Origin of the sequence: Pseudomonas fragi (genome assembly GCF_002269505.1) — a bacterium.
Taxonomy (GTDB): domain Bacteria; phylum Pseudomonadota; class Gammaproteobacteria; order Pseudomonadales; family Pseudomonadaceae; genus Aquipseudomonas; species Aquipseudomonas fragi_D.
Map to the genome: position 1 here is coordinate 55,253 of NZ_NQKQ01000001.1, position 21,315 is coordinate 76,567.

A 21,315-nucleotide genomic window follows, 5' to 3' on the forward strand; every position below is an offset into this window, starting at 1 on the left:
ACTATATAACAGCTGAGTGAAGATCAAGAGCCCCTCACCCTAGCCCTCTCCCGGAGGGAGAGGGGAAAAAAGCGCAGATCAGCCCCCTCGCCCTCCGGGAGAGGGTTGGGGTGAGGGCAGGCTTTGCGGCTACAATCGCCCCCCCAAAGGAGCCTGCATGTCATCTTCCCTACTCGCCGACTGGCGCGACCGCCCTACCCATCGCCGGGTGTGGGCGCTGGCGGCACCCATGATCCTGTCCAATATCTCCGTGCCACTCGTCGCGTTGGTCGACAGTACCGTTATCGGCCATTTGCCTCACGCCCATCAATTGGGCGCCGTCGCCGTGGGCGCCAGTCTGTATATCTTTCTGGCCTGGATGATGGGCTTTTTGCGCATGGGCACCACCGGCTTTGCCGCGCAAGCCGCCGGGCGCGGCGATGGCACCGCTCTGCGCCAGATTCTGCTGCAGGGCCTGTTGCTCAGCGTGCTGCTGTCGATGCTGCTGGGGGCCATCGCGATTCCTTTCAGCGGCGTGGCCCTGAGCCTGATGCAGCCTTCCACCGAACTGCATGCGCTGACTCTGGAGTTCTTCCACATCCGGCTGTTCGGCCTGCCCGCTGCCCTGGCCAGCTACGCACTGGTGGGCTGGTTTCTAGGGACGCAAAACGCCCGCGCGCCGCTGGCGATTTTGCTCACCACCAATCTGGTCAATATCGCCCTTAACCTGTGGTTCGTGCTCGGGCTGGACTGGGGCGTGGCCGGCTCGGCGCGAGCCTCGGTGATTGCCGAATGGAGCGGTGCCCTGCTCGGCTTGTGGCTGACCCGCGGCGCGCTGCGCCGATTTCCCGGCACACTGGCGTGGGCCGCCTTGCGCGTCTGGCATAACTGGAAACCGCTGCTGGGGGTCAATCGCGATATTTTTATCCGCAGCCTGATGCTGCAGTTGGTGTTTTTCTCCATCACCCTGCAAGGCGCCCGTTTGGGTGACGCCACGGTTGCGGCCAATGCGCTGCTGCTCAATGGCCTGTTGCTGGCCGCCCACGCATTGGACGGCCTGGCCCATGCTGTCGAGGCGCTCTGCGGGCATGCCATCGGCGCCCGTGACCGTCAGGCCTTGCGCCGATCAATGGTCGTGGCCTGTGGCTGGTCGTTGCTGGCCAGCGTGGGGTTTGCACTGTTGTTTATGTTCGGCGGCCATCTGTTTGTGCAAATGCAGACCGATATCCCCACCGTGCGTGAAACCGCTTTCCAGTACTTGCCCTATCTGGCGCTACTGCCGCTGATTGCAGTATGGAGCTATCTGCTCGACGGATTGTTTATCGGCGCCACTCGTGCCCGCGAAATGCGCGATGCGATGGTGATCAGCGTGGTCATCGCCTTCCCCGCCGCCTGGGCCCTGCACGGCTATGGCAACCACGGCCTGTGGATAAGTTTTCTGCTGTTTATGGTGCTGCGCAGCCTGACCCTGGGCGTGTATGCGTGGAAGATGCAGCGCAAGGACCAGTGGTTCGGCGCCTGACGCACGGGCAAAAAAAAACGCTGACCCATGCCATGCACAGGTCAGCGTTTTTCAGTCAGCACCCAAGCCCGCAGGCGGTTAGTGACTCGACAGGTACGACGAGCGGGTCAGGCCCAGACGCAGTGCGTCGAGGTACTGGGTACGCTCCTTGGCACTGATGCTGGCGCTGGCCACTTTGTCGCGGTAATGGTTCATCAGCTCTTCAGGCGACAAGTGCACGTAGCGCAGCATGTCTTCGATGGTGTCGTGGGTCTCGATACCGGCGTGGTAAACGCTGCCGTCTTCGTTCTGGTAGATGTTCACCGAGTCGGTGTCACCAAACAGGTTGTGCATGTCACCGAGGATTTCCTGGTAAGCGCCCACCAGGAAGATCCCCAGCAAGTAGTCTTCGCCTTCGTTCAGCCCGTGCACCGGCAAGCTGGTTTCGATGCTCTGCTCATCGACATATTGCTTGATCTTGCCGTCGGAGTCGCAGGTCAGGTCTTGCAGCACGGCACGACGCAGCGGCTCTTCGTTGAGACGATGCAACGGCAGGATCGGCAGTACCTGGCCAATCGCCCAGGTGTCCGGCAGGCTCTGGAACACCGAGAAGTTGCAGATGTACTTGTCGGCCAGCTTGTCGTTGAGCTCGTCCAGCACCTGACGGTGGGAACGCTGACGCGCTTTCAGCGAGTTGTGCAGGCGACGGCACACGGCGAAGTAGCACTGTTCGGCCAGGGCTTTTTCCGCCAGGGTGATTTTGCCATCGGCGTACTGGGCAGCGATGTCGCTCATGTAGTGCGTGGCGCGCCAGTAGGTTTCGGTGACCATCTCAATGTCGGTCGGACCCAGCAGGTCCACCAGCCACTGCACGGTTTCTGGCAGGCTTTCCTTGTTTTCGATCACCGGCACGTCGTCGTTGTGCTTCTCGACGTCAGTCACTTGCACCACCAGCATGGCGTGGTGCGCGGTCAGGGAACGGCCGCTCTCGGAGAAGATGTGCGGGTGCGGCAGGCTCTGCGCATCGCAGAACTCTTTGAGCATGCCCACGACCACACCGGCGTAATCGTCCATGTCGTAGTTGATCGAGCTGGCGTTGCGCGAGTGGGTACCGTCGTAATCCACGCCCAGACCGCCGCCCACGTCGATGTGGTCAACCGGCAGGCCGAGGTTGCGCAGTTCGCCGTAGTAGCGGATCGCTTCCTTGAAACCGTGCTGGTAGTCCGCCAGGTTGGCGATCTGCGAGCCCATATGGAAGTGCAGCAGGCGGATGCCCTGATCCAGGCCTGCTGCACGGAAGCGCTCAACCACCGACAGCAGTTGCGCGGCCGACAGACCGAACTTGGATTTTTCACCGCCGGTGTCAGCCCACTTGCTCGAAGCCAGGGACGACAGGCGTACGCGCAGGCCGACCTGCGGCTTGACCTTGAGGGAGGCCGCTTCTTCGATTACCAGGTCTACTTCGGACTCTTTCTCGATCACGATAAAGACGTTGTGACCCAGCTTCTGGCCCATCAGCGCCAGGCGGATGAACTCACGGTCTTTGTAACCGTTGCAGACGATCGTGCCGCCCTTGGGTGCCAGGGCCAGTACGGCCAGCAGCTCGGGCTTGGAACCGGCTTCAAGACCGATCGAAACGTTCTTGGTGGCGATGATGTTTTCGATCACCGCTTCCTGCTGGTTCACCTTGATCGGGTACAGCGCGGTGTATTCGCTCTGGTACTCCAGGCGCGCGATGTTGGAGTCGAACGCGCCAGTCAGCTGGCGTACACGGTCTTGCAGGATATCCGGGAAACGCACCAGCAATGGCAAGGACAAACCGCTGGTCTTGCGCAGCTCGTCGACCTGCTCGTACAAATCGATGGGCGAGCTGTTCGGGCCGTTCGGACGTACTTCTACGCGACCGGCTTCATTGATCGCGAAATACCCGGCCCCCCAATGGCGAATCCCATAAACGCTGCGGCTGTCCGCAACTGTCCATTGGCTGCCATCGTCTTTGCGTGTGCGTCGTACGGACATCGAAGTCCCCTATAAATAAGTCAAATAGCCCAGCCTGAAAGCAGGCTGGCGCAGTCTAAAGTGTGAAAGTGACGATTAGTCAGACCCTGACAATAGCGCCGAGTTTAGAAACCGGTGATAACAGGCTCTGTGAAAACCATGGCGAGCACGCTCTGACCAGCCCTCAAGAGGCGTCAGAGCGGCTGCGCGGTGGTTTTCACAGAGGCTGCTAACCGCCGGACTTCTTGGCCTTGAAGCCGTGTTTGACCAGCTCGGCCAGCAGCAGCTCGACGTGGTCGCCCTGGATCTCGATGATGCCGTCTTTCAACGCGCCACCGGTGCCACAGCGTTTTTTCAACGTAGTGGCCAGCTCCTTGAGTGCGTCTTCAGCCAGCGGCACACCGGTGATGGTAGTCACCGTCTTGCCACCGCGGCCCTTGCTCTCGCGACGTACGCGGGCAATGCCATCACCTTCGGGGATCAGGGTTTGTTTGCAGGTACAGGCGTCCACCGGCTGACGACAGTCCGGACAGTGACGACCTGCGTCGGTGGAAAATACCAGGCCACCAAGGGCGGCGAAGGATGCGGCTTTTTTGGCCACCGGCAATCCTCATTCGGAGGACAAATAATTGGCCGGTGCCTGACGCTGTTGCGCCAAGGTGTACCGACCGCGAAGCCCCACTCTGGCAGGGGCAGCGCAACTCAGGGGGGAAAAACCGCCTGAGCCTGAAAAAGGTCGCGCAGTGTAACGACAAAATCGCTGCTGCCCAATAGCCAATCGGCGCAAAAATCATCGTAAGCGCCACATGGACTTCAACCGTGGGAGCGAGCCTGCTCGCGAACAGCATTCGCGAGCAGGCTCGCTCCCACCAGGGCGACCTACAACGTATTGATTTGCGCCAGGTAGCGCTTGAGCGCAGACAGCGAATCCGGGCAATACGGGTGCTGTTCACTCAGGCGCAACGCCTCGTCCACCGGCATAAAGCACGCTTGCTGGACTTCTTCAGGCTGCACCTGCAACGGGCCGTCCCACACAGCTGAAAACACCGCGCACCACAGGTGGTTCTGCGGGCCTTCGAAGTAAAAGCGTTCATGGGCCGTCAACGGCACGCCACTGACACCCAGCTCTTCGGCCAGTTCACGGGCCGCCGATTCGGCGTAGGTTTCGTCCACACCGACCATTCCACCTGCCGCCACATCCCAAAAACCCGGGTACAGCGCCTTGCTCAGGGTGCGCTGATGTACGCACAGCTCCCCGGCAGAGTTGAACAGCAAGATGAAAGTACCGCGCCCAATCAGGCCGCGATCACGCAGTTCGCGGCGCGGCAAACCACCCAAAAGGCGATCATCACGATCGACCCAGGCAACCTGCTCTACATCGGAAGCCGCACGGTGTGCGGCTTCCCGGGCTGAAATGGCCATTGCTTAGCCTTGCGACAGCAATTGACGCAGGTCCATGACCGCCGCGTTGGCGCGGGAAATATAGTTGGCCATGACCAGCGAGTGGTTAGCCAGTACGCCATAGCCGCTGCCATTGAGGATCATCGGGCTCCAGACCGGCTCCTGCGCCGCTTCCAGCTCGCGAATGATCTGACGCACGCTGACCGTGGCGTTTTTCTTGGCCAGCACATCGGCAAAATCCACTTCGATGGCGCGCAGCAGGTGCGACAAGGCCCAGGCCTGACCGCGAGCTTCGTAGAACACGTTGTCGATTTGCATCCACGGGGTTTCGACCACTTCCTCGTCAACCACCGGCACCTGGCCCGGTTGCAGGCTTTCGGTTTTCAGCGCGCTGTTGAGCTTGACCCGGCCTACGCTGGCCGACAGGCGTTGCGACAACGAGCCCAGACGCGTGCCGACATCACCCAACCAGTTGTTCAGATTGTCGGCACGGGCATAGAACAGGGCGTTTTTCTGAGTAGGGTCAGCCAGGCGGGCCTGATAACGGCTCAGGGAGTTGATGCCTTCCTGGTATTCGGATTCGCTGGACGGCAGCATCCAGCTCTTGTTGTCGAAGTTGAAACGCGGCTCGGCCTTGGCCAGATCCGCATCTTCAGCCGACTGCGACTGCGAACGGGCGAAGTCTTTGCGCAGGGCGCGGGTCAGGTCGCGCACCTGCACCAGAACGCCATATTCCCAGCTCGGAATGTTGTCCAGGAAGATGCCCGGCGGGAAACGGTCATTGGACAGGTAACCGCCCGGCTTGCTAAGCAATGTACCGGCCACGGTCTTGAGGGTTTCGACGGTGGTGAAGCCCGGCACCATCTGCTTGCCTTCTTTCTCGGCCGCCAGTTGGGCGTTTTGCTGTACCGGGAACAAGTCAGGTTCCTGGCTCCAGTACCAGCCCAAGCCCAGATTCACCACTATGAAGATCGCCACCAGCACCGCAATCGAGCGGCTCAGCAGGATACTTTTGAAATAACCACGCGACTGTGTTTTGGTCTCTTTGACCGACTCGCGGGCAGTGCCCTCACGTTTTTTCCAGTCCAGCATGGCTATATCCTTTCATATGCTTGATTCAACGGTTCGACCACAACCCTAACCCATCGTGCCTTGCATGCACGCTTTTTATCTCAGGGGGCCACTACGCCCGGCACTATAGAACAAGCGCACAGGTGATGGGCAATATGGCTACCCGACAGTTAATTTCAAGGAGAAACTCGTACATTTGCAATGAACTGCTAGCATAGAGCCATCATCCGAATCCAGCATGCTTCCTTACCCAGCAGCCAGGTTATGACCGAGCAAGAAGATCCCAGTCGCGAGCGTCTGAAAAACCACTTTGCCCAGCGTGTCACCCACCAGGCCCGCCAGATCCTGGAGATCTGGCAACGCCTGCAGACCAATGAATGGTCGCCTGCCGGCCTGGCCGAGCTCGACGACGCCAATTTGCGCTTGCTGCGGTTTGCCGAGCGTTTCGAACAGCCCGAGCACACCGAGCTGGCGCGGGCCATCGACCTTGCGTTGCGCGACATGGCGGCCAACCAGAGCCGCCTGAGTAGCACTATCATCACCGAACTCAACCGCCTGATGCAGCGTCTGTCACGCACCGGCCTGCGTCAGGGCGACCTGATGGCCAATATCAGCCTGCCACCGCTGCGCAAGCCAGTGTATATCCTGCTGCAAGACCTGGAACGGGCCGACCGGCTGGCCAGGCAGCTGGAGTTTTTCGAACTCAGCACCCTGGCCTTCAGCAGCCCGACGGAGTTTCGTCAGGCCATGGCCGAGCGCCACCCTGCCGCCATCGTGATGGACGTCGACTTTGCCAGCCCGGGCTTTGGCCTGGAGCTGGCCGCCCAAGCCCAGATCGGTCTTGAACAAAAACTGCCGCTGCTGTTTTTCAGCCTGCATGAAACCGACACCCCGACCCGCCTGGCCGCCGTGCGCGCAGGCGGGCAAGCATTTTTGACCGGCACCCTCGAAGCCTCCAGCCTGATGGAAAAGATCGAAGTGCTGACCTGTGTTGCCCAGTATGAGCCGTACAAAGTGCTGATCATTGATGACTCCCGGGCCCAGGCGCTGCACACCGAGCGCCTGCTCAACAGCGCAGGCATTGTTACCCGCACCTTGATCGATCCGATCCAGGCAATGGCCGAGCTGGCCGACTTCCAGCCGGACCTGATCATCCTCGACATGTACATGCCCTCCTGCACTGGCACCGAGCTGGCCAAGGTCATCCGCCACAACGACCGCTACGTCAGCGTGCCGATCATTTACCTGTCGGCCGAAGACGATATGGACAAGCAGCTTGATGCCATGAGCGAGGGCGGCGATGACTTCCTGACCAAGCCGATCCAGCCGCGCCATCTGATCACCACCGTACGCAACCGTGCCGTGCGCGCCCGCCATCTTAAGGCGCGGATGGTGCGCGACAGCCTGACCGGGCTGTACAACCACACCCATATCCTGCAACTGCTCGAAGACTGCACCTTCCGCGCCCGCCGCGAGAACCGTCCCTTGAGCTTTGCCATGCTCGACCTCGATCATTTCAAGCACGTCAACGATGGCTACGGCCACCCCATGGGCGACCGGGTGATCAAAAGCCTGGCGCTGTTTCTCAAGCAGCGCCTGCGCAAAACCGACTTCATTGGCCGTTACGGCGGTGAAGAATTTGCCATTGTCATGCCGGACACCGATCAAGAGTCGGCCTATAAGGTGCTCAATCAGATTCGACAGCGCTTTGCTGAAATTCACTACCCGGCACAACCCGTTGACCTGTCGTGCTCCTTCAGCGCGGGTGTCGTGCAGATGCACGGCGATGCCGACAGCCTGTTGATGGCATCCCAGGCCGATGAGGCGCTGTACCGCGCCAAGAACAACGGGCGCAATCAGGTACACAGCTTTCACCAATCAAGGCTAATTGCCACTATTTGTTCGTGACCTGTCTTCCCGTCACACCGCTGTAACTTAAGTGCAATAACTTTTGCCGCTTCTGACTGTGTAGTAGGCAAAATCCCACATGCGCCTGAAGCTGCTAACCAACCTCAACACCCTGTTGCTGGTCGCCGTTTGCCTCGCCTTGGGCGCTACCTTGTGGTGGTCGCAGCAGGCATTGGAGCGCCCGTTTCTGTTGATGGAACGCTACTTGAGCCTCTCGCAGCAGTTCCAAGACAAAGTGGCGCGCAATATCGAGGACTACCTCGCCAGTGGCGACGCCCTGCGCCTGAGCGATGCCAACAGCGCCCTCGACACTATCAAGAGCCAACTCGCCCCTTTGCCGCCCGCGCTGGCCGATGCACTGCGCCCCAGCCTTGAGAACCTGAGTACCTACAGCAATACCGAATTGTTGGCCGCCGGAAAACTGGCCGGTGAACCCCAAGCCTTGCTGCTTCAGGCCGAACGCGAGCTGGGGGCCAATCTGGAGCAACTCAGCCAATATGCCGGCGAGGCATCCCGAGTCGAGGCCCGCGCCTACCTGCCGCTGCTGCTCACAGCCTCGCAACACCTGGCCAGACTGTCCTTTGCCCGCGACAAACTGGTCAGTAGCGGACGCAGTGAACTGGCCGGTGACGTGGAACGCGAACTGGAGAGTATTCAGGGCCTGGCCAGACAAATCGATGCCCTGCCCCTACTGGGCGTGAGCAGTAAAAGCGCCTCGGGCACCGACGACTTTGCCGCGATGATGGGCCTTGAAAGCACCGAGACGACCCAGGCTGAAGATGCCGGGATTGACCTCAAGCGCGAACTCAACAGCCTGTTAAGCCGATACCCGGCTGAACTCAAGCGCACCCGGGAGCAGATCGAACAACGCAGCCAGCTCAGCACCGCCACCCACCTCAGGCTTGGCGCCGTACAACAGGCCATTGCCGAACTGGAGCCCGTGGTGCGCGCCGAGCATGGTCAGATCCAGAATGAAGTACGGCTGATCCAGGGCCTGATGATTGGCCTGATCCTGTTGATCGCGCTGCTGATCGACACCCTGCAGCGCAAACTGGCACGGGTGCTGACCTACCTTGCGCCGCTGCTGTCGACCTGGGCCGAAGGCGATTTCAGCCGCGATATTCAACTGGGCAAGACCAACCGCGAACTGCGAGATATCGAAGCATCGCTCAACCGTCTGCGCAGTTATCTGGTGAACCTGGTGGGCACCCTGCGCCTGAATGCCGAGCAAGTGGCTGGCAGCAGTCAGACCCTGGCCGAACTGAGTTCGGGGCTGCACGGCGGCGCTGAACGCCAGGCCGCTGATACGGGACAAATCCGCGACGCCCTAGGTGAACTGGAGGCCACTATTTCCCAGGTGGCAGGCGACGCCAGCCAGGCCGCCGATGCCAGCCGCAGCGCCGGCCTTGCGGTTGCCCAGGGGCAACGGGTGATCGGCCAGAGCCTGACCGGGCTGCATGCCCTGGTCGGTGAAGTGCAGGGCAACGCGCAGACCATTGAACGCCTGGCTGAAGAGTCGGCCACCATCGGTGGTGTGCTGACGGTGATTCGTTCGATTGCCGACCAGACCAACCTGCTGGCGCTCAACGCCGCCATCGAAGCCGCCCGCGCAGGTGAAATGGGCCGTGGCTTTGCCGTGGTGGCCGAAGAGGTGCGTTCGCTGGCCCAGCGTACTGCGGGGGCCACCAACGAGATCCAGACCATGATTGGCGGGCTGCAACTGGCCGCCCGCCAGTCAGTTGAAGGCATCCGCGCACAAGTCAGCCACGCCCAGGCCACCGCCCAGCAGGCACAGGATGCCGACGGTGCGCTGGATGAAATTGTCGACGCGATTGCCACCATCTCCACTACCGCCGTACGCATCGCCGACGTCACCGCCCAGCAAACCGGAGCGGTGAGCGAGATTCGCGACCACAGCGAGCGCATTCATGTACTGGGCGACGAAAACCTGCAACGCATCGGCATTGCCCGTGACCAGAGCCAGCAGTTGCTGGAACTGGGTTCGCAGCTCAACACTGCGGTGCAGGCGTTTCGGGTGTAACCCGCTCCCACACACCCACATACCCATGCACCGCGTTATCATGCCCGCACGTTTGCTTTGCGAGATTCCTATGCGCCGCCTGTTTCTGCTCTTGTGTTTGCTGTTTGCCGTGCCTGCCATGGGCGCCGGGCTGCTGGATAACCGACCCAGTGCAACCCTGGGCGCGATCAATAACAGCAGCGACTTTTTACCGGTACGCGAAGCCTTCAAGCTCAACCTGATCAGCAGCACCCCCGAGTCAATCAAGCTGCGCTTTGTGCCCACCGAAGGCTATTACCTGTATCGGCACCGATTTGCCTTCAAGACCGAACCCGCCGATATCGCCCTGGGTACTGCGCAACTGCCCCCCGGCGAAGCCAAACACGATGAATATTTCGGCGATGTCGAGGTTTATCACGGCATTCTCGACGTAGTCATCCCTCGCCCGGCCAACGATTCACGCCCTTTCACCCTGGTGGTCAGCTACCAGGGCTGCGCCGACAAGGGCCTGTGCTACCCGCCTGAAACCGAACGGCTGAACATTGATGGCAGTACAGTCACCAGCACCGCCAGCGCCACGCCGGAAAAAACGTGGAACTGGCGCGAACTGGCGCTGTTTTTCATCGCAGGCCTGGGCCTGACATTTACCCCCTGTGTCTTGCCGATGCTGCCAATCCTGTCGGGCGTGGTGTTACGCGGCCAGGTGGGCGGGCTGCGCGGTTTCAGCCTGTCGCTGGCCTATGTATTGCCGATGGCGGCCTGCTTTGCTCTGCTGGGTGCCTTGATGGGCATGTTCGGAGCGCAACTCAATTTGCAGGCACGCCTGCAATCCGTGTGGGTGTTGGTGCCCTTCGCGCTGTTTTTCGGGATTTTCGCCCTGGCTATGTTCGGTGTGTTTGAACTCAAGCTGCCGCAAGCCATCAGCAATCGCCTGGATCGTGTCGCCAATCGCACCCAGGGCGGCTCGTTGTGGGGCGCCGCAGTGCTGGGCGTGGTTTCCAGTTTGCTGGTGTCACCGTGCGTTTCCGCGCCGCTGGCCGGGGCGCTGCTGTACATCAGCGCCAGTGGCGATGCGCTGGGTGGCGGCTTGAAACTGTTCGCCCTTGGCCTGGGCATGGGTGCACCACTGTTGCTGGTGGCCACCGGTGGCGCGGCCTGGCTGCCAAAAAGCGGGCCGTGGCTGGTCAGTGTAAAAAATGCCATCGGCGTGCTGCTGCTCGGGCTGGCGATCGGCCTGCTCAGCCGCGTGCTGCCGGGCCCGGTCACCCTGCTGTTGATCGGCGCGCTGGCCGCAGGCGTAAGCCTGTTCCTGGGCACCCTGGAGTTCACCTACAAAGCCCCGCGCCAGCGCCTGGCCCAACTCTTGGGCGTATTTCTGCTGGTCTACGCCCTGGCCTGCTGGTTTGGCGCCCTGAGCGGCCAGAGCGATCCGCTCAACCCCATCGGCCACTCACAACCGGTTGCCAGTGCCGCGAACGGCTCTGCAGTACCGACAGGTCAATGGCTCACTGTCAGCACCCCGGCCGAACTGGACAGCGCACTGGCCCAGGCCAGAGCTGCTGGCCAGCCACTGTTGCTGGACTGGTACGCCGACTGGTGCATCAGTTGCAAAGTGATCGAGCACGAAGTCCTGAACAACCCCCGCGTGCTGGAGCTGCTCAAGGGTTACCGGCTGGTGCGTTTCGACATCACGGCCAGCAATGCCGAGCAACGCGCCCTGCTTGATCAGTACAAATTGTTCGGCCCGCCAGCCTTGATGTTCTTCGGCAAAGATGGCGTCGAAAAAAGTGACCAACGGGTCATCGGTGAGATCAATGCAGCGGACTTCGCCGAACGTGTCGCGATCGCGAATGACCAGATCTAGAGCCCCAGTCACAAACTTTTCGCGAACATCGGTCATCGTGCTGGCTATTGCAGTTAACTGGACAGCGATTCCGCTTTTCGGCATAGTCGCCCGGCACTGACAACTGCACACAGATAATAAGGAACAGCAGATGGCGACTTTCCTGGTTCTACACGGCCCCAACCTGAACCTGCTCGGCACCCGCGAGCCGGGCGTCTACGGCGCAACCACCCTGGCGCAAATCAATCAGGACCTGGAGCAACGAGCCCGGGATGCCGGCCACCATTTGCTCTACCTGCAAAGCAATGCCGAGTATGAATTGATCGACCGCGTACACGCCGCCCGCAACGAAGGGGTGGATTTTATTCTGATCAACCCGGCGGCTTTTACCCACACCAGCGTGGCATTACGTGACGCGCTGCTGGCGGTGAGCATCCCATTCATCGAAGTGCATTTGTCTAACGTGCACAAACGCGAACCTTTCCGCCATCACTCCTACTTCTCCGACGTTGCGGTAGGCGTGATCTGCGGCCTTGGCGCCAGCGGTTATCGACTGGCCTTGGAGGCCGCCCTGGAACAGCTTGAACTACAAGCTAAACGCCCCTGACAGACCCATTGGGAGTTGACGATTCATGGATATCCGTAAAGTTAAGAAACTGATCGAACTGCTGGAAGAGTCCGGCATCGACGAGCTGGAAATCAAAGAAGGCGAAGAGTCCGTACGCATCAGCCGTCACAGCAAGACTCCTGCCCAGCAGTACTACGCGCCAGCCCCAATGCAAGCGCCTGCTGCAGCGCCGGTTGCTGTTGCTCCGGTTGCCACCGTGACCGAAGCGCCTGCTGCTCCGAAACTGAACGGTTTTGTGGTCAAGTCGCCAATGGTCGGTACGTTCTACCGTACCCCGGCGCCAACTTCGCCTGCCTTCGTTGAAGTGGGCCAGACCGTCAAGGTCGGCGACACCATTTGCATCGTTGAAGCGATGAAAATGATGAACCACATCACGGCCGAAAAAGCCGGCGTTATCGAATCCATCCTGGTAGAGAACGGTCAGCCGGTTGAATTCGACCAACCGCTGTTCACCATCGTTTGAACCACGGGGAGCCAACGATGTTGAAGCCTCAGAAGCTGGAAAAAGTCCTGATCGCCAACCGTGGCGAGATTGCTTTGCGCATCCTGCGGGCGTGCAAGGAAATGGGGATCAAGACTGTCGCGGTGTACTCCACTGCCGACAAAGAGCTGATGCACCTGGGCCTGGCAGACGAAACCGTCTGCATCGGTCCGGCACCGGCCAACCTGTCTTACCTGCACATTCCGGCCATCATCGCGGCCGCGGAAGTGACCGGCGCCACGGCGATTCACCCGGGCTACGGCTTTTTGGCTGAAAACGCCGACTTCGCCGAACAGGTCGAGAAATCCGGTTTTGCCTTTATCGGCCCGAAAGCCGACACCATTCGCCTGATGGGCGACAAGGTATCGGCCAAGCACGCCATGATCGCGGCCGGTGTTCCGACCGTTCCAGGTTCTGACGGCCCGCTGCCGGAAGACCCTGAAACCGCATTGCGCATTGGCCGTGAAGTCGGCTACCCGGTGATCATCAAGGCCGCTGGCGGCGGCGGCGGTCGCGGCATGCGCGTTGTGCACCGTGAAGAAGACCTGATCGAAGCAGCCAAGCAGACCCGCGAAGAAGCCGGTGCCTGGTTCAGCAACCCGATGGTCTACCTGGAAAAATACCTGACCAACCCGCGTCACGTGGAAGTCCAGGTGATTTCCGACGGCCAGGGCAATGCCATCCACCTGGGCGACCGCGACTGCTCGCTGCAACGTCGTCACCAGAAAGTGCTGGAAGAAGCACCGGCACCGGGTATCGACGAAACCGCACGCGCTGAAGTTCTGGCTCGCTGCGTAAAAGCCTGTGTCGACATCAACTACCGTGGCGCGGGCACTTTCGAGTTCCTGTACGAGAACGGTCGCTTCTACTTCATCGAGATGAACACTCGTGTGCAAGTAGAGCACCCGGTGTCCGAAATGGTCACTGGCATCGACATTCTCAAAGAGATGTTGAGCATCGCTGCTGGCAACAAGCTGTCCTTCACCCAGGCGGACGTGAACATTCACGGTCACTCGCTGGAGTGCCGGATCAACGCTGAAGACCCGGCGACGTTCATGCCGAGCCCTGGCATGGTCAAGCACTTCCACGCTCCGGGCGGCAACGGCGTTCGCGTCGATTCGCACCTGTACAGCGGCTACAAGGTTCCGTCCAACTACGACTCCCTGATCGGCAAGCTGATCACCTGGGGCTCGACCCGTGACGAAGCCATGGCGCGCATGCGCAATGCCCTGGACGAAATCGTGGTCGACGGGATCAAAACCAACATCCCGTTGCACCGTGATCTGGTGAATGACGAAGGCTTCTGCAAAGGCGGCGTCAACATTCACTACCTGGAACACAAACTGGCTAACCAGTAAGTTTGTAATCCCGTCAACAAAGCCGCTTTCGAGCGGCTTTGTTGTTTGTGGGTGAGGGGCCAGGACTTTTCATCGTTTTTTGATTACCCCCCATGCCTACGCTCGCGTAAACTTGCGCGCTTCTCGCAGCCCGACCGGCTGCACACTCCTATTCTTTCAAAGGTGCCCGCCATGCCTTGGCTGCAAGTACGCCTCGCCATCAGCCCGGAACAAGCCGAAACCTACGAAGACGCGTTCCTCGAAGTCGGCGCCGTTTCGGTTACGTTCATGGACGCCGAAGACCAACCGATCTTCGAACCTGAGCTCAACACCACCCCGCTGTGGTCGCACACCCATTTGCTGGCACTGTTCGAAGGCGGCACCGAAGCTGAACTCGTACTGTCCCATCTGGAACTGCTGACCGGTTCGCCACTCCCTGAACATCATGCCGAAGTGATCGAAGACCAGGACTGGGAACGCAGCTGGATGGATAACTTCCACCCGATGCGTTTCGGCCAGCGCCTGTGGATCGTACCAAGCTGGCACGCAGCTCCCGAGCCGGATGCCGTTAACCTGCTGCTGGACCCGGGCCTGGCCTTCGGCACCGGCACTCACCCGACCACCGCACTGTGCCTGGAATGGCTGGACGGCCAGGATCTGAAAGACTGCACCGTGCTGGACTTCGGCTGCGGCTCGGGCATTCTGGCCATCGCGGCCATGCTGCTTGGCGCCAAACACGCCGTGGGTACCGACATCGACGTCCAGGCGCTGGAAGCCTCCCGCGACAACGCCAACCGCAACGGCGTCGATCCGCAGCTGTTCCCGCTGTACTTGCCCGAAGACATGCCACAGGTGCAGGCCGACGTCGTCGTTGCCAACATCCTCGCCGGCCCGCTGGTTTCCCTGGCCCCGCAACTGTCCAGCCTGGTCAAGCCGGGTGGCCGCCTGGCACTGTCGGGCATCCTCGCCGAACAGGGCGAAGAAGTGGCGGCAGCTTACGCCCAGGACTTCGATCTGGACCCGATTGCCAATCGCGATGGCTGGGTGCGCATCAGCGGCCGTCGGCGCTAGAATGAAACCATGCCCAATCCGGATGGCCGCATGAGCGATAGCTTCGTTACCCAGTGCCCACATTGCCAGACCAACTTTCGCGTCAGCCACGCTCAGTTGGGCATGGCACGCGGCGTGGTGCGCTGTGGCGCCTGCCTGCAAGTGTTCAATGCCGCGCAGCAACTGCTGAACCAGAGCACTGAAACAGGGCAGCCGCCCGCCGTGGAGACGCCCGCCGTCGCCGCGCCCGAAGCGATCGCGCCTGTACCTGTCGAAGTCGAAGCCACTGCCCCGGCCGTGCCGGTCAGCCCGCCAGCGTGGCAGGCACACACGATCGACCTCGACCATCTGGATCTGGACGAAGAACTGGCCAAGCTCGAAGAGCGTGAAATTCAGCCCAGCAAAAGCTTCGGCCAACCGCACAAGCCCGCAAGCACGTCGCTTAGCGCTCGTCGCGAAACCTCTGAAGCAGAAGAAGGTGAATGGTCTGATAGCCTGTTCAGCGAATCTGCTGCGGACCGCGCCGCAAACGCCAAGGCAGTCGAAAGCGAAGCCGAGCTGGCTGAAACCGGGCGTACCGAGCCGTCATTGTCGCTGGACATCGACGAACCGGACGATACTGCGCCCTTGCAGCTATCAATGGATGACGAACTGGAGCCGCCGCTGGTGGCCGAACACTTGTCAGCCACCGACGACGAAGACGACGAACCGCTAAAGCCATTGCCTCTGACCAAGGGCAAACGCAAGCGCAGCGAGCCGGCTGTCCACGAAGACCCGCTGATGGATCTGGTTGACGACCCGCTGACCCTGGACTGGCAAAAACGCCGAACGCCGTGGGGCAAGCGCCTGCTCTGGATCTTGCTGGTGCTTCTGGCCGCAGCGGCACTGGCCGGGCAGTACATCGCCAACCACTTCGACGAGCTGGCACGCCAGGACCAGTACCGCCCGATCTTCCAGCAACTGTGCCCGCAGATCGGCTGTACGGTGCCCTCCAAGGTCGATATCGACCGGATCAAGAGCAGCAACCTGGTGGTACGCAGCCACCCTGAATTTGCCGGTGCGCTGGTGGTGGATGCCATCCTCTACAACCGCGCGCCGTTCTCCCAGCCCTTCCCGCTGCTGGAACTGCGTTTTGCCGATCTCAACGGCAAAATGATCGCCAGTCGTCGGTTCAAACCCGGCGAATACCTCAGCGGCGATATGGCCAAAGCTGAAATGCCGCCGCAAACCCCTATCCACATTGCCCTGGACATCCTCGACCCGGGCCCGAAGGCCGTGAACTACAGCCTCAGTTTTCACTCACCCGAATAACCGCGCTACGCTTCTAGCTCTAAGCCACAAGTAGCAAGCTAGAAGCTAAAACCAGATTTTCTGCGTCTTGCAGCGTGTCGCTTGCCACTTGTAACTGGCTGCAAGCCGCAATTGTTCAAAAATCATCCAATTGCGTCTTTAACCAGTCATCGAGAGCGGGTATCATGCCAACCCTTTTTCGAACTCCCAAGATCCGGCCCCACAACAGGGAAGTCCTATGTCGGCGGTACGCATCGGCCCATATACATTGAACAACGGTTTGATTCTCGCCCCCATGGCGGGAGTCACCGACCAGCCCTTTCGTCAGCTTTGTCGACGGATGGGCGCAGGCCTGGTTGTCTCGGAAATGGTCACCAGTGACATGAGTCTCTGGAACAGCCGCAAATCGCGCCTGCGCATGATTCACGACGGTGATCCCGAGCCACGCTCGGTACAGATCGCCGGAGGCGATGCGCAAATGCTGGCAGACGCCGCCAGGGCCAATGTGGAACTGGGCGCACAGATTATTGATATCAACATGGGGTGCCCGGCAAAGAAGGTCTGCAACAAGGCCGCCGGCTCCGCATTGCTGAAAGACGAAGCACTGGTAAACGAGATCCTGCAGGCCGTCGTGGCTGCGGTTGATGTACCGGTTACCCTGAAGATCCGCACCGGCTGGGACCGGGACAACAAGAACGGCATCACGGTGGCAAAGATCGCCGAACAAGCCGGGATTACCGCTCTGGCGGTGCACGGCAGAACCCGTGCCGATCTGTACACCGGTGAAGCCGAGTACGACACCATTGCCGCGATCAAGCAGGCAGTGTCGATACCGGTGTTTGCCAACGGCGATATTGATTCACCCCACAAGGCCCTGCACGTGCTGAACGCGACCGGGGCCGACGGGCTGTTGATTGGCAGGGCGGCCCAGGGGCGGCCCTGGATTTTCCGCGAGGTCGATCACTTTCTGCGTACCGGGCAACTGTTGCCGGCACCGGAGATGGTCGAAGTGGAACGTATTCTGCTAGAGCATCTGGCTGCATTGCATACCTTCTATGGGGAGGTACTGGGCGTACGCATTGCCCGCAAGCATGTCGGGTGGTATCTGGCAACCTTGCCGGGCGCCAAGGAGTTTCGCGCCCACTTCAATCGTTTAGAAGATACGGAAGCACAATGCGCCAACGTTCAGGCGTTTTTCGCCGAACGACACAAGAGCCTGGTGACAGGGGACGAAGGATGGGTGGCCGCATGACGATGATGACCGAGACATTAGTGAGTGGAACAACGCCCGTGAGCGACAACGTCAACTTGAAACAGCACCTCAATACACCGAGCGAAGAAGGTCAGACCCTTCGCGGGAGTGTCGAAAAGGCGCTGCACAATTATTTCGCCCACCTGGAGGGCGCTGAAGTCACGGACGTCTACAACCTGGTACTTTCCGAAGTCGAGGCTCCCCTTCTCGAGTGCGTCATGAACTACGTCAAGGGCAACCAGACCAAGGCCTCCGAGCTGCTGGGCCTCAATCGCGGCACCTTGCGCAAAAAGCTCAAACAGTACGATCTGCTGTAAGCATTCAATCAAACCTGAAAGGCGTCCTGATAAAACAGGCCGCCTTTTTTGCTGACTCCTTTGCTTTTGATGGAAATCGAGATGACCGATCAGACTACCCGCCTGCCGATCCGCCGCGCTCTAATCAGCGTTTCCGACAAAACCGGAATCCTTGATTTCGCCCGTGAACTGGAAGCCCTCGGCGTCGAGATCCTGTCCACTGGCGGTACGTTCAAGCTGCTGCAAGACAACGGCGTAGCCGCTGTTGAAGTCGCGGACTACACCGGCTTTGCAGAAATGATGGACGGTCGGGTGAAAACCCTGCACCCGAAAATCCACGGTGGCATCCTGGGCCGTCGCGGCATTGACGATGACATCATGAGCGAGCACGGCATCAAGCCGATCGACCTGGTCGCGGTTAACCTCTACCCGTTCGAAGCCACCATCTCCAAGCCAGGTTGCGACCTGCCGACCGCCATCGAGAACATCGATATCGGCGGCCCGACCATGGTTCGTTCGGCTGCGAAAAACCACAAAGACGTGGCCATCGTGGTCAATGCCAGCGATTACGCCAATGTCCTGGAAAACCTCAAGGCCGGTGGCCTGACCTACGCACAGCGTTTCGACCTGATGCTCAAGGCTTTCGAGCACACTGCTGCCTACGACGGCATGATCGCCAACTACCTGGGCACTGTGAACCAGGCCGCTGAAACACTGAGCACCGAAGACCGCGGCCTGTTCCCGCGCACCTTCAACAGCCAGTTCATCAAGGCCCAGGAAATGCGCTACGGCGAGAACCCGCACCAGAAAGCGGCGTTCTATGTTGAAGCCAAGCCGACCGAAGTCAGCATCGCGACGGCAACCCAGCTGCAAGGCAAGGAACTGTCGTTCAACAACGTGGCCGACACTGACGCTGCGCTGGAATGTGTGAAAAGCTTCGTCAAGCCTGCCTGCGTCATCGTCAAGCACGCCAACCCGTGCGGCGTGGCTGTAAGCCCGGACGCCGAAGGCGGCATTCGCCAGGCCTACGAGCTGGCTTACGCCACCGATACCGAATCGGCTTTCGGCGGCATCATCGCCTTCAACCGTGAACTGGACGCCGAAACGGCCAAGGCCATTGTCGAGCGCCAGTTCGTTGAAGTGATCATCGCCCCGTCCGTGAGCGAGGAAGCCCGTGCCATCGTCGCGGCCAAAGCCAACGTGCGCCTGCTGGCCTGCGGCCAGTGGAGCGAAGATCGCGCCCCGGCCTGGGACTTCAAACGCGTTAACGGCGGTTTGCTGGTACAAAGCCGTGACATCGAAATGATCGGCAGCGAAGACCTGAAAGTCGTGACCAAGCGCGCGCCGACCGAGCAAGAGATCAACGACCTGATCTTTGCCTGGAAAGTGGCCAAGTACGTCAAGTCCAACGCCATTGTCTACGCCAAGGGCCGTCAGACCATCGGTGTCGGCGCAGGCCAGATGAGCCGCGTAAACTCGGCCCGTATTGCCGCGATCAAGGCTGAGCACGCAGGTCTGCAAGTACAGGGCGCCGTGATGGCATCGGACGCATTCTTCCCGTTCCGTGACGGCATCGACAACGCGGCCAAGGCCGGTATCACTGCCGTGATCCAGCCGGGCGGCTCGATGCGCGACAACGAAGTGATTGCTGCCGCTGACGAAGCCGGCATTGCCATGGTGTTCACCGGCATGCGCCACTTCCGTCACTAATCACTTTTGAGCGCACCGCAACCCTGTAGTCGCTGCCGAAGGCTGCGATGGGATTTGCAGGGAGCCTGAGATAACGGGTTGCTTCGCAACCCTTCGCAGCCTTCGGCAGCGACTACAGGCTCAGATTGCGGTGCTCACCAGAATTCAGCGTCATCCGAGGTTTTTGAAATGAATGTTTTGATCATTGGCAGCGGTGGCCGCGAACACGCACTGGCCTGGAAAGTAGCTCAGGACCCACGTGTCGCCAAAGTATTCGTTGCCCCGGGCAACGCCGGCACCGCCATTGAAGCCAAATGCGAGAACGTCGCCATCGACGTGCTGGCCCTTGAGCAACTGGCAGATTTTGCCGAGAAGAATGTTTCCCTGACCATCGTGGGCCCGGAAGTACCCCTGGTTGCCGGCGTGGTTGACCTGTTCCGCTCCCGTGGCCTGGACTGCTTCGGCCCTACCGCTGGCGCTGCCCAGCTGGAAGGCTCCAAGGCGTTCACCAAGGACTTCCTGGCGCGTCACAAGATCCCGACCGCCGACTACCAGAACTTCACCGAAATCGAACCGGCCCTGGCTTACCTGCAGAAAGTCGGCGCGCCGATCGTGATCAAGGCCGACGGCCTGGCCGCAGGTAAAGGCGTGATCGTCGCCATGACCCTGACCGAAGCCGAAGACGCCGTACGCGACATGCTCGCAGGCAACGCCTTTGGCGAAGCCGGTTCGCGCGTGGTGATCGAAGAGTTCCTCGACGGCGAAGAAGCCAGCTTCATCGTCATGGTCGACGGCAAGAACGTGCTGCCGATGGCCACCAGCCAGGACCACAAACGCGTCGGCGACGGCGATAGCGGCCCTAACACCGGCGGCATGGGCGCTTACTCCCCTGCCCCGGTGGTCACCGCTGACGTTCACCAGCGCGTGATGGACCTGGTGATCTGGCCAACCGTGCGCGGCATGGCTGAAGAAGGCAATGTCTACACCGGCTTCCTGTACGCAGGGCTGATGATCGACAAGGCCGGCAACCCGAAAGTGATCGAGTTCAACTGCCGCTTCGGTGACCCGGAAACCCAACCGGTGATGCTGCGTCTGCAATCGAGCCTGGTGCTGCTGGTTGAGGCTGCTCTGGCTCAAGCACTGGACAAGGTTGAAGCGCAATGGGATCCGCGCCCAAGCCTGGGCATCGTGCTGGCCGCCGGTGGCTACCCTGGCGATTACGCCAAGGGCGCCGTGATCCACGGTCTGGATGCTGCCGCCAAGCTGGAAGGTAAAGTTTTCCATGCCGGTACTGCACTCAACGCCGCCGGCGAAGTCGTAACATCGGGTGGCCGCGTACTGTGTGCCACTGCTATGGGCGACACCGTTGAAGCGGCACAGCAAAAGGCTTACGAACTGGCCAAGGCCATCGAGTGGGACGGCTGCTTCTATCGTAACGACATTGGCTACCGCGCCATTGCACGCGAACGCGGTGACAGCCAGGAATAAGTAATCCACATGGATAGGCTGGGGCCTTCGGCCCTTGCCTAACTATTCCAGGCCCGCGCATAGTTAACATCAGGCTTCACTTT

General features: G+C 60.4%; 16 protein-coding genes and 1 pseudogene. 13 read left to right on the forward strand and 4 right to left on the reverse strand.

Annotated elements, in window-relative coordinates:
- Nucleotides 1-157: 157 nt before the first annotated feature.
- Nucleotides 158-1,501, forward strand: a complete 1,344-nt coding sequence (locus CJU81_RS00260; RefSeq protein WP_095035049.1) for an MATE family efflux transporter — start codon at nucleotides 158-160, stop codon at nucleotides 1,499-1,501.
- Nucleotides 1,502-1,579: 78 nt separating this feature from the next.
- On the opposite strand, the gene speA is transcribed toward CJU81_RS00260, so the two are convergent.
- The 4 genes from speA to CJU81_RS00280 all read right to left on the reverse strand — a co-directional run bounded on the left by speA (nucleotide 1,580) and on the right by CJU81_RS00280 (nucleotide 5,971).
- Nucleotides 1,580-3,499 (reverse strand): arginine decarboxylase, encoded by a 1,920-nt coding sequence (gene speA, locus CJU81_RS00265; protein ID WP_095035050.1) that lies wholly within the window; start codon nucleotides 3,497-3,499, stop codon nucleotides 1,580-1,582.
- Nucleotides 3,500-3,707: 208 nt separating this feature from the next.
- Nucleotides 3,708-4,079 (reverse strand): translation initiation factor Sui1, encoded by a 372-nt coding sequence (locus CJU81_RS00270; protein ID WP_016783399.1) that lies wholly within the window; start codon nucleotides 4,077-4,079, stop codon nucleotides 3,708-3,710.
- 278 nt (nucleotides 4,080-4,357) lie between these two features.
- Nucleotides 4,358-4,900: an NUDIX hydrolase gene (locus tag CJU81_RS00275; RefSeq protein ID WP_095035051.1), complete on the reverse strand. Its 543-nt coding sequence runs from the start codon at nucleotides 4,898-4,900 to the stop codon at nucleotides 4,358-4,360.
- 3 nt (nucleotides 4,901-4,903) lie between these two features.
- Nucleotides 4,904-5,971 carry a DUF2333 family protein gene (locus tag CJU81_RS00280; RefSeq protein ID WP_095035052.1) on the reverse strand — a complete coding sequence of 356 codons (1,068 nt, stop codon included), beginning with the start codon at nucleotides 5,969-5,971 and terminating at the stop codon, nucleotides 4,904-4,906.
- Between the two features lie 243 nt (nucleotides 5,972-6,214).
- Here CJU81_RS00280 and CJU81_RS00285 point away from each other — a divergent pair, with 243 nt between their 5' ends.
- The 12 genes and pseudogenes from CJU81_RS00285 to purD all read left to right on the forward strand — a co-directional run bounded on the left by CJU81_RS00285 (nucleotide 6,215) and on the right by purD (nucleotide 21,232).
- Nucleotides 6,215-7,858, forward strand: a complete 1,644-nt coding sequence (locus CJU81_RS00285) for a response regulator (RefSeq protein ID WP_095035053.1) — start codon at nucleotides 6,215-6,217, stop codon at nucleotides 7,856-7,858.
- Nucleotides 7,859-9,374: 1,516 nt separating this feature from the next.
- Nucleotides 9,375-9,899: pseudogene (locus CJU81_RS24390) on the forward strand (methyl-accepting chemotaxis protein); the annotation flags it as partial.
- 70 nt (nucleotides 9,900-9,969) lie between these two features.
- On the forward strand, nucleotides 9,970-11,742 hold the full coding sequence (locus CJU81_RS00295; RefSeq protein WP_095035055.1) for a protein-disulfide reductase DsbD: 1,773 nt from the start codon (nucleotides 9,970-9,972) through the stop codon (nucleotides 11,740-11,742).
- 130 nt (nucleotides 11,743-11,872) lie between these two features.
- Entirely contained in the window at nucleotides 11,873-12,328 is a 456-nt protein-coding gene (gene aroQ, locus CJU81_RS00300) for a type II 3-dehydroquinate dehydratase (RefSeq protein WP_048360251.1), read from the forward strand.
- A 25-nt stretch (nucleotides 12,329-12,353) separates the two neighbouring features.
- Nucleotides 12,354-12,812, forward strand: a complete 459-nt coding sequence (gene accB / locus CJU81_RS00305) for an acetyl-CoA carboxylase biotin carboxyl carrier protein (protein WP_095001030.1) — start codon at nucleotides 12,354-12,356, stop codon at nucleotides 12,810-12,812.
- A 17-nt stretch (nucleotides 12,813-12,829) separates the two neighbouring features.
- On the forward strand, nucleotides 12,830-14,188 hold the full coding sequence (accC, locus tag CJU81_RS00310; protein ID WP_095035056.1) for an acetyl-CoA carboxylase biotin carboxylase subunit: 1,359 nt from the start codon (nucleotides 12,830-12,832) through the stop codon (nucleotides 14,186-14,188).
- Between the two features lie 171 nt (nucleotides 14,189-14,359).
- Nucleotides 14,360-15,238: a 50S ribosomal protein L11 methyltransferase gene (gene prmA, locus CJU81_RS00315; protein WP_016783390.1), complete on the forward strand. Its 879-nt coding sequence runs from the start codon at nucleotides 14,360-14,362 to the stop codon at nucleotides 15,236-15,238.
- Between the two features lie 30 nt (nucleotides 15,239-15,268).
- A complete protein-coding gene (locus tag CJU81_RS00320; RefSeq protein ID WP_095035057.1) occupies nucleotides 15,269-16,528 on the forward strand; it encodes a DUF3426 domain-containing protein in 1,260 nt (419 codons plus the stop codon).
- A gap of 217 nt (nucleotides 16,529-16,745) precedes the next feature.
- On the forward strand, nucleotides 16,746-17,759 hold the full coding sequence (dusB, locus tag CJU81_RS00325; RefSeq protein ID WP_095030778.1) for a tRNA dihydrouridine synthase DusB: 1,014 nt from the start codon (nucleotides 16,746-16,748) through the stop codon (nucleotides 17,757-17,759).
- Entirely contained in the window at nucleotides 17,756-18,076 is a 321-nt protein-coding gene (fis, locus tag CJU81_RS00330; protein WP_003439210.1) for a DNA-binding transcriptional regulator Fis, read from the forward strand. The genes dusB and fis overlap by 4 nt, the downstream gene beginning before the upstream one ends.
- Nucleotides 18,077-18,157: 81 nt before the next feature.
- Nucleotides 18,158-19,765, forward strand: a complete 1,608-nt coding sequence (gene purH / locus CJU81_RS00335) for a bifunctional phosphoribosylaminoimidazolecarboxamide formyltransferase/IMP cyclohydrolase (RefSeq protein ID WP_095030777.1) — start codon at nucleotides 18,158-18,160, stop codon at nucleotides 19,763-19,765.
- Between the two features lie 168 nt (nucleotides 19,766-19,933).
- A complete protein-coding gene (gene purD, locus CJU81_RS00340; RefSeq protein ID WP_095035058.1) occupies nucleotides 19,934-21,232 on the forward strand; it encodes a phosphoribosylamine--glycine ligase in 1,299 nt (432 codons plus the stop codon).
- The last annotated feature ends 83 nt before the right edge of the window (nucleotides 21,233-21,315 follow it).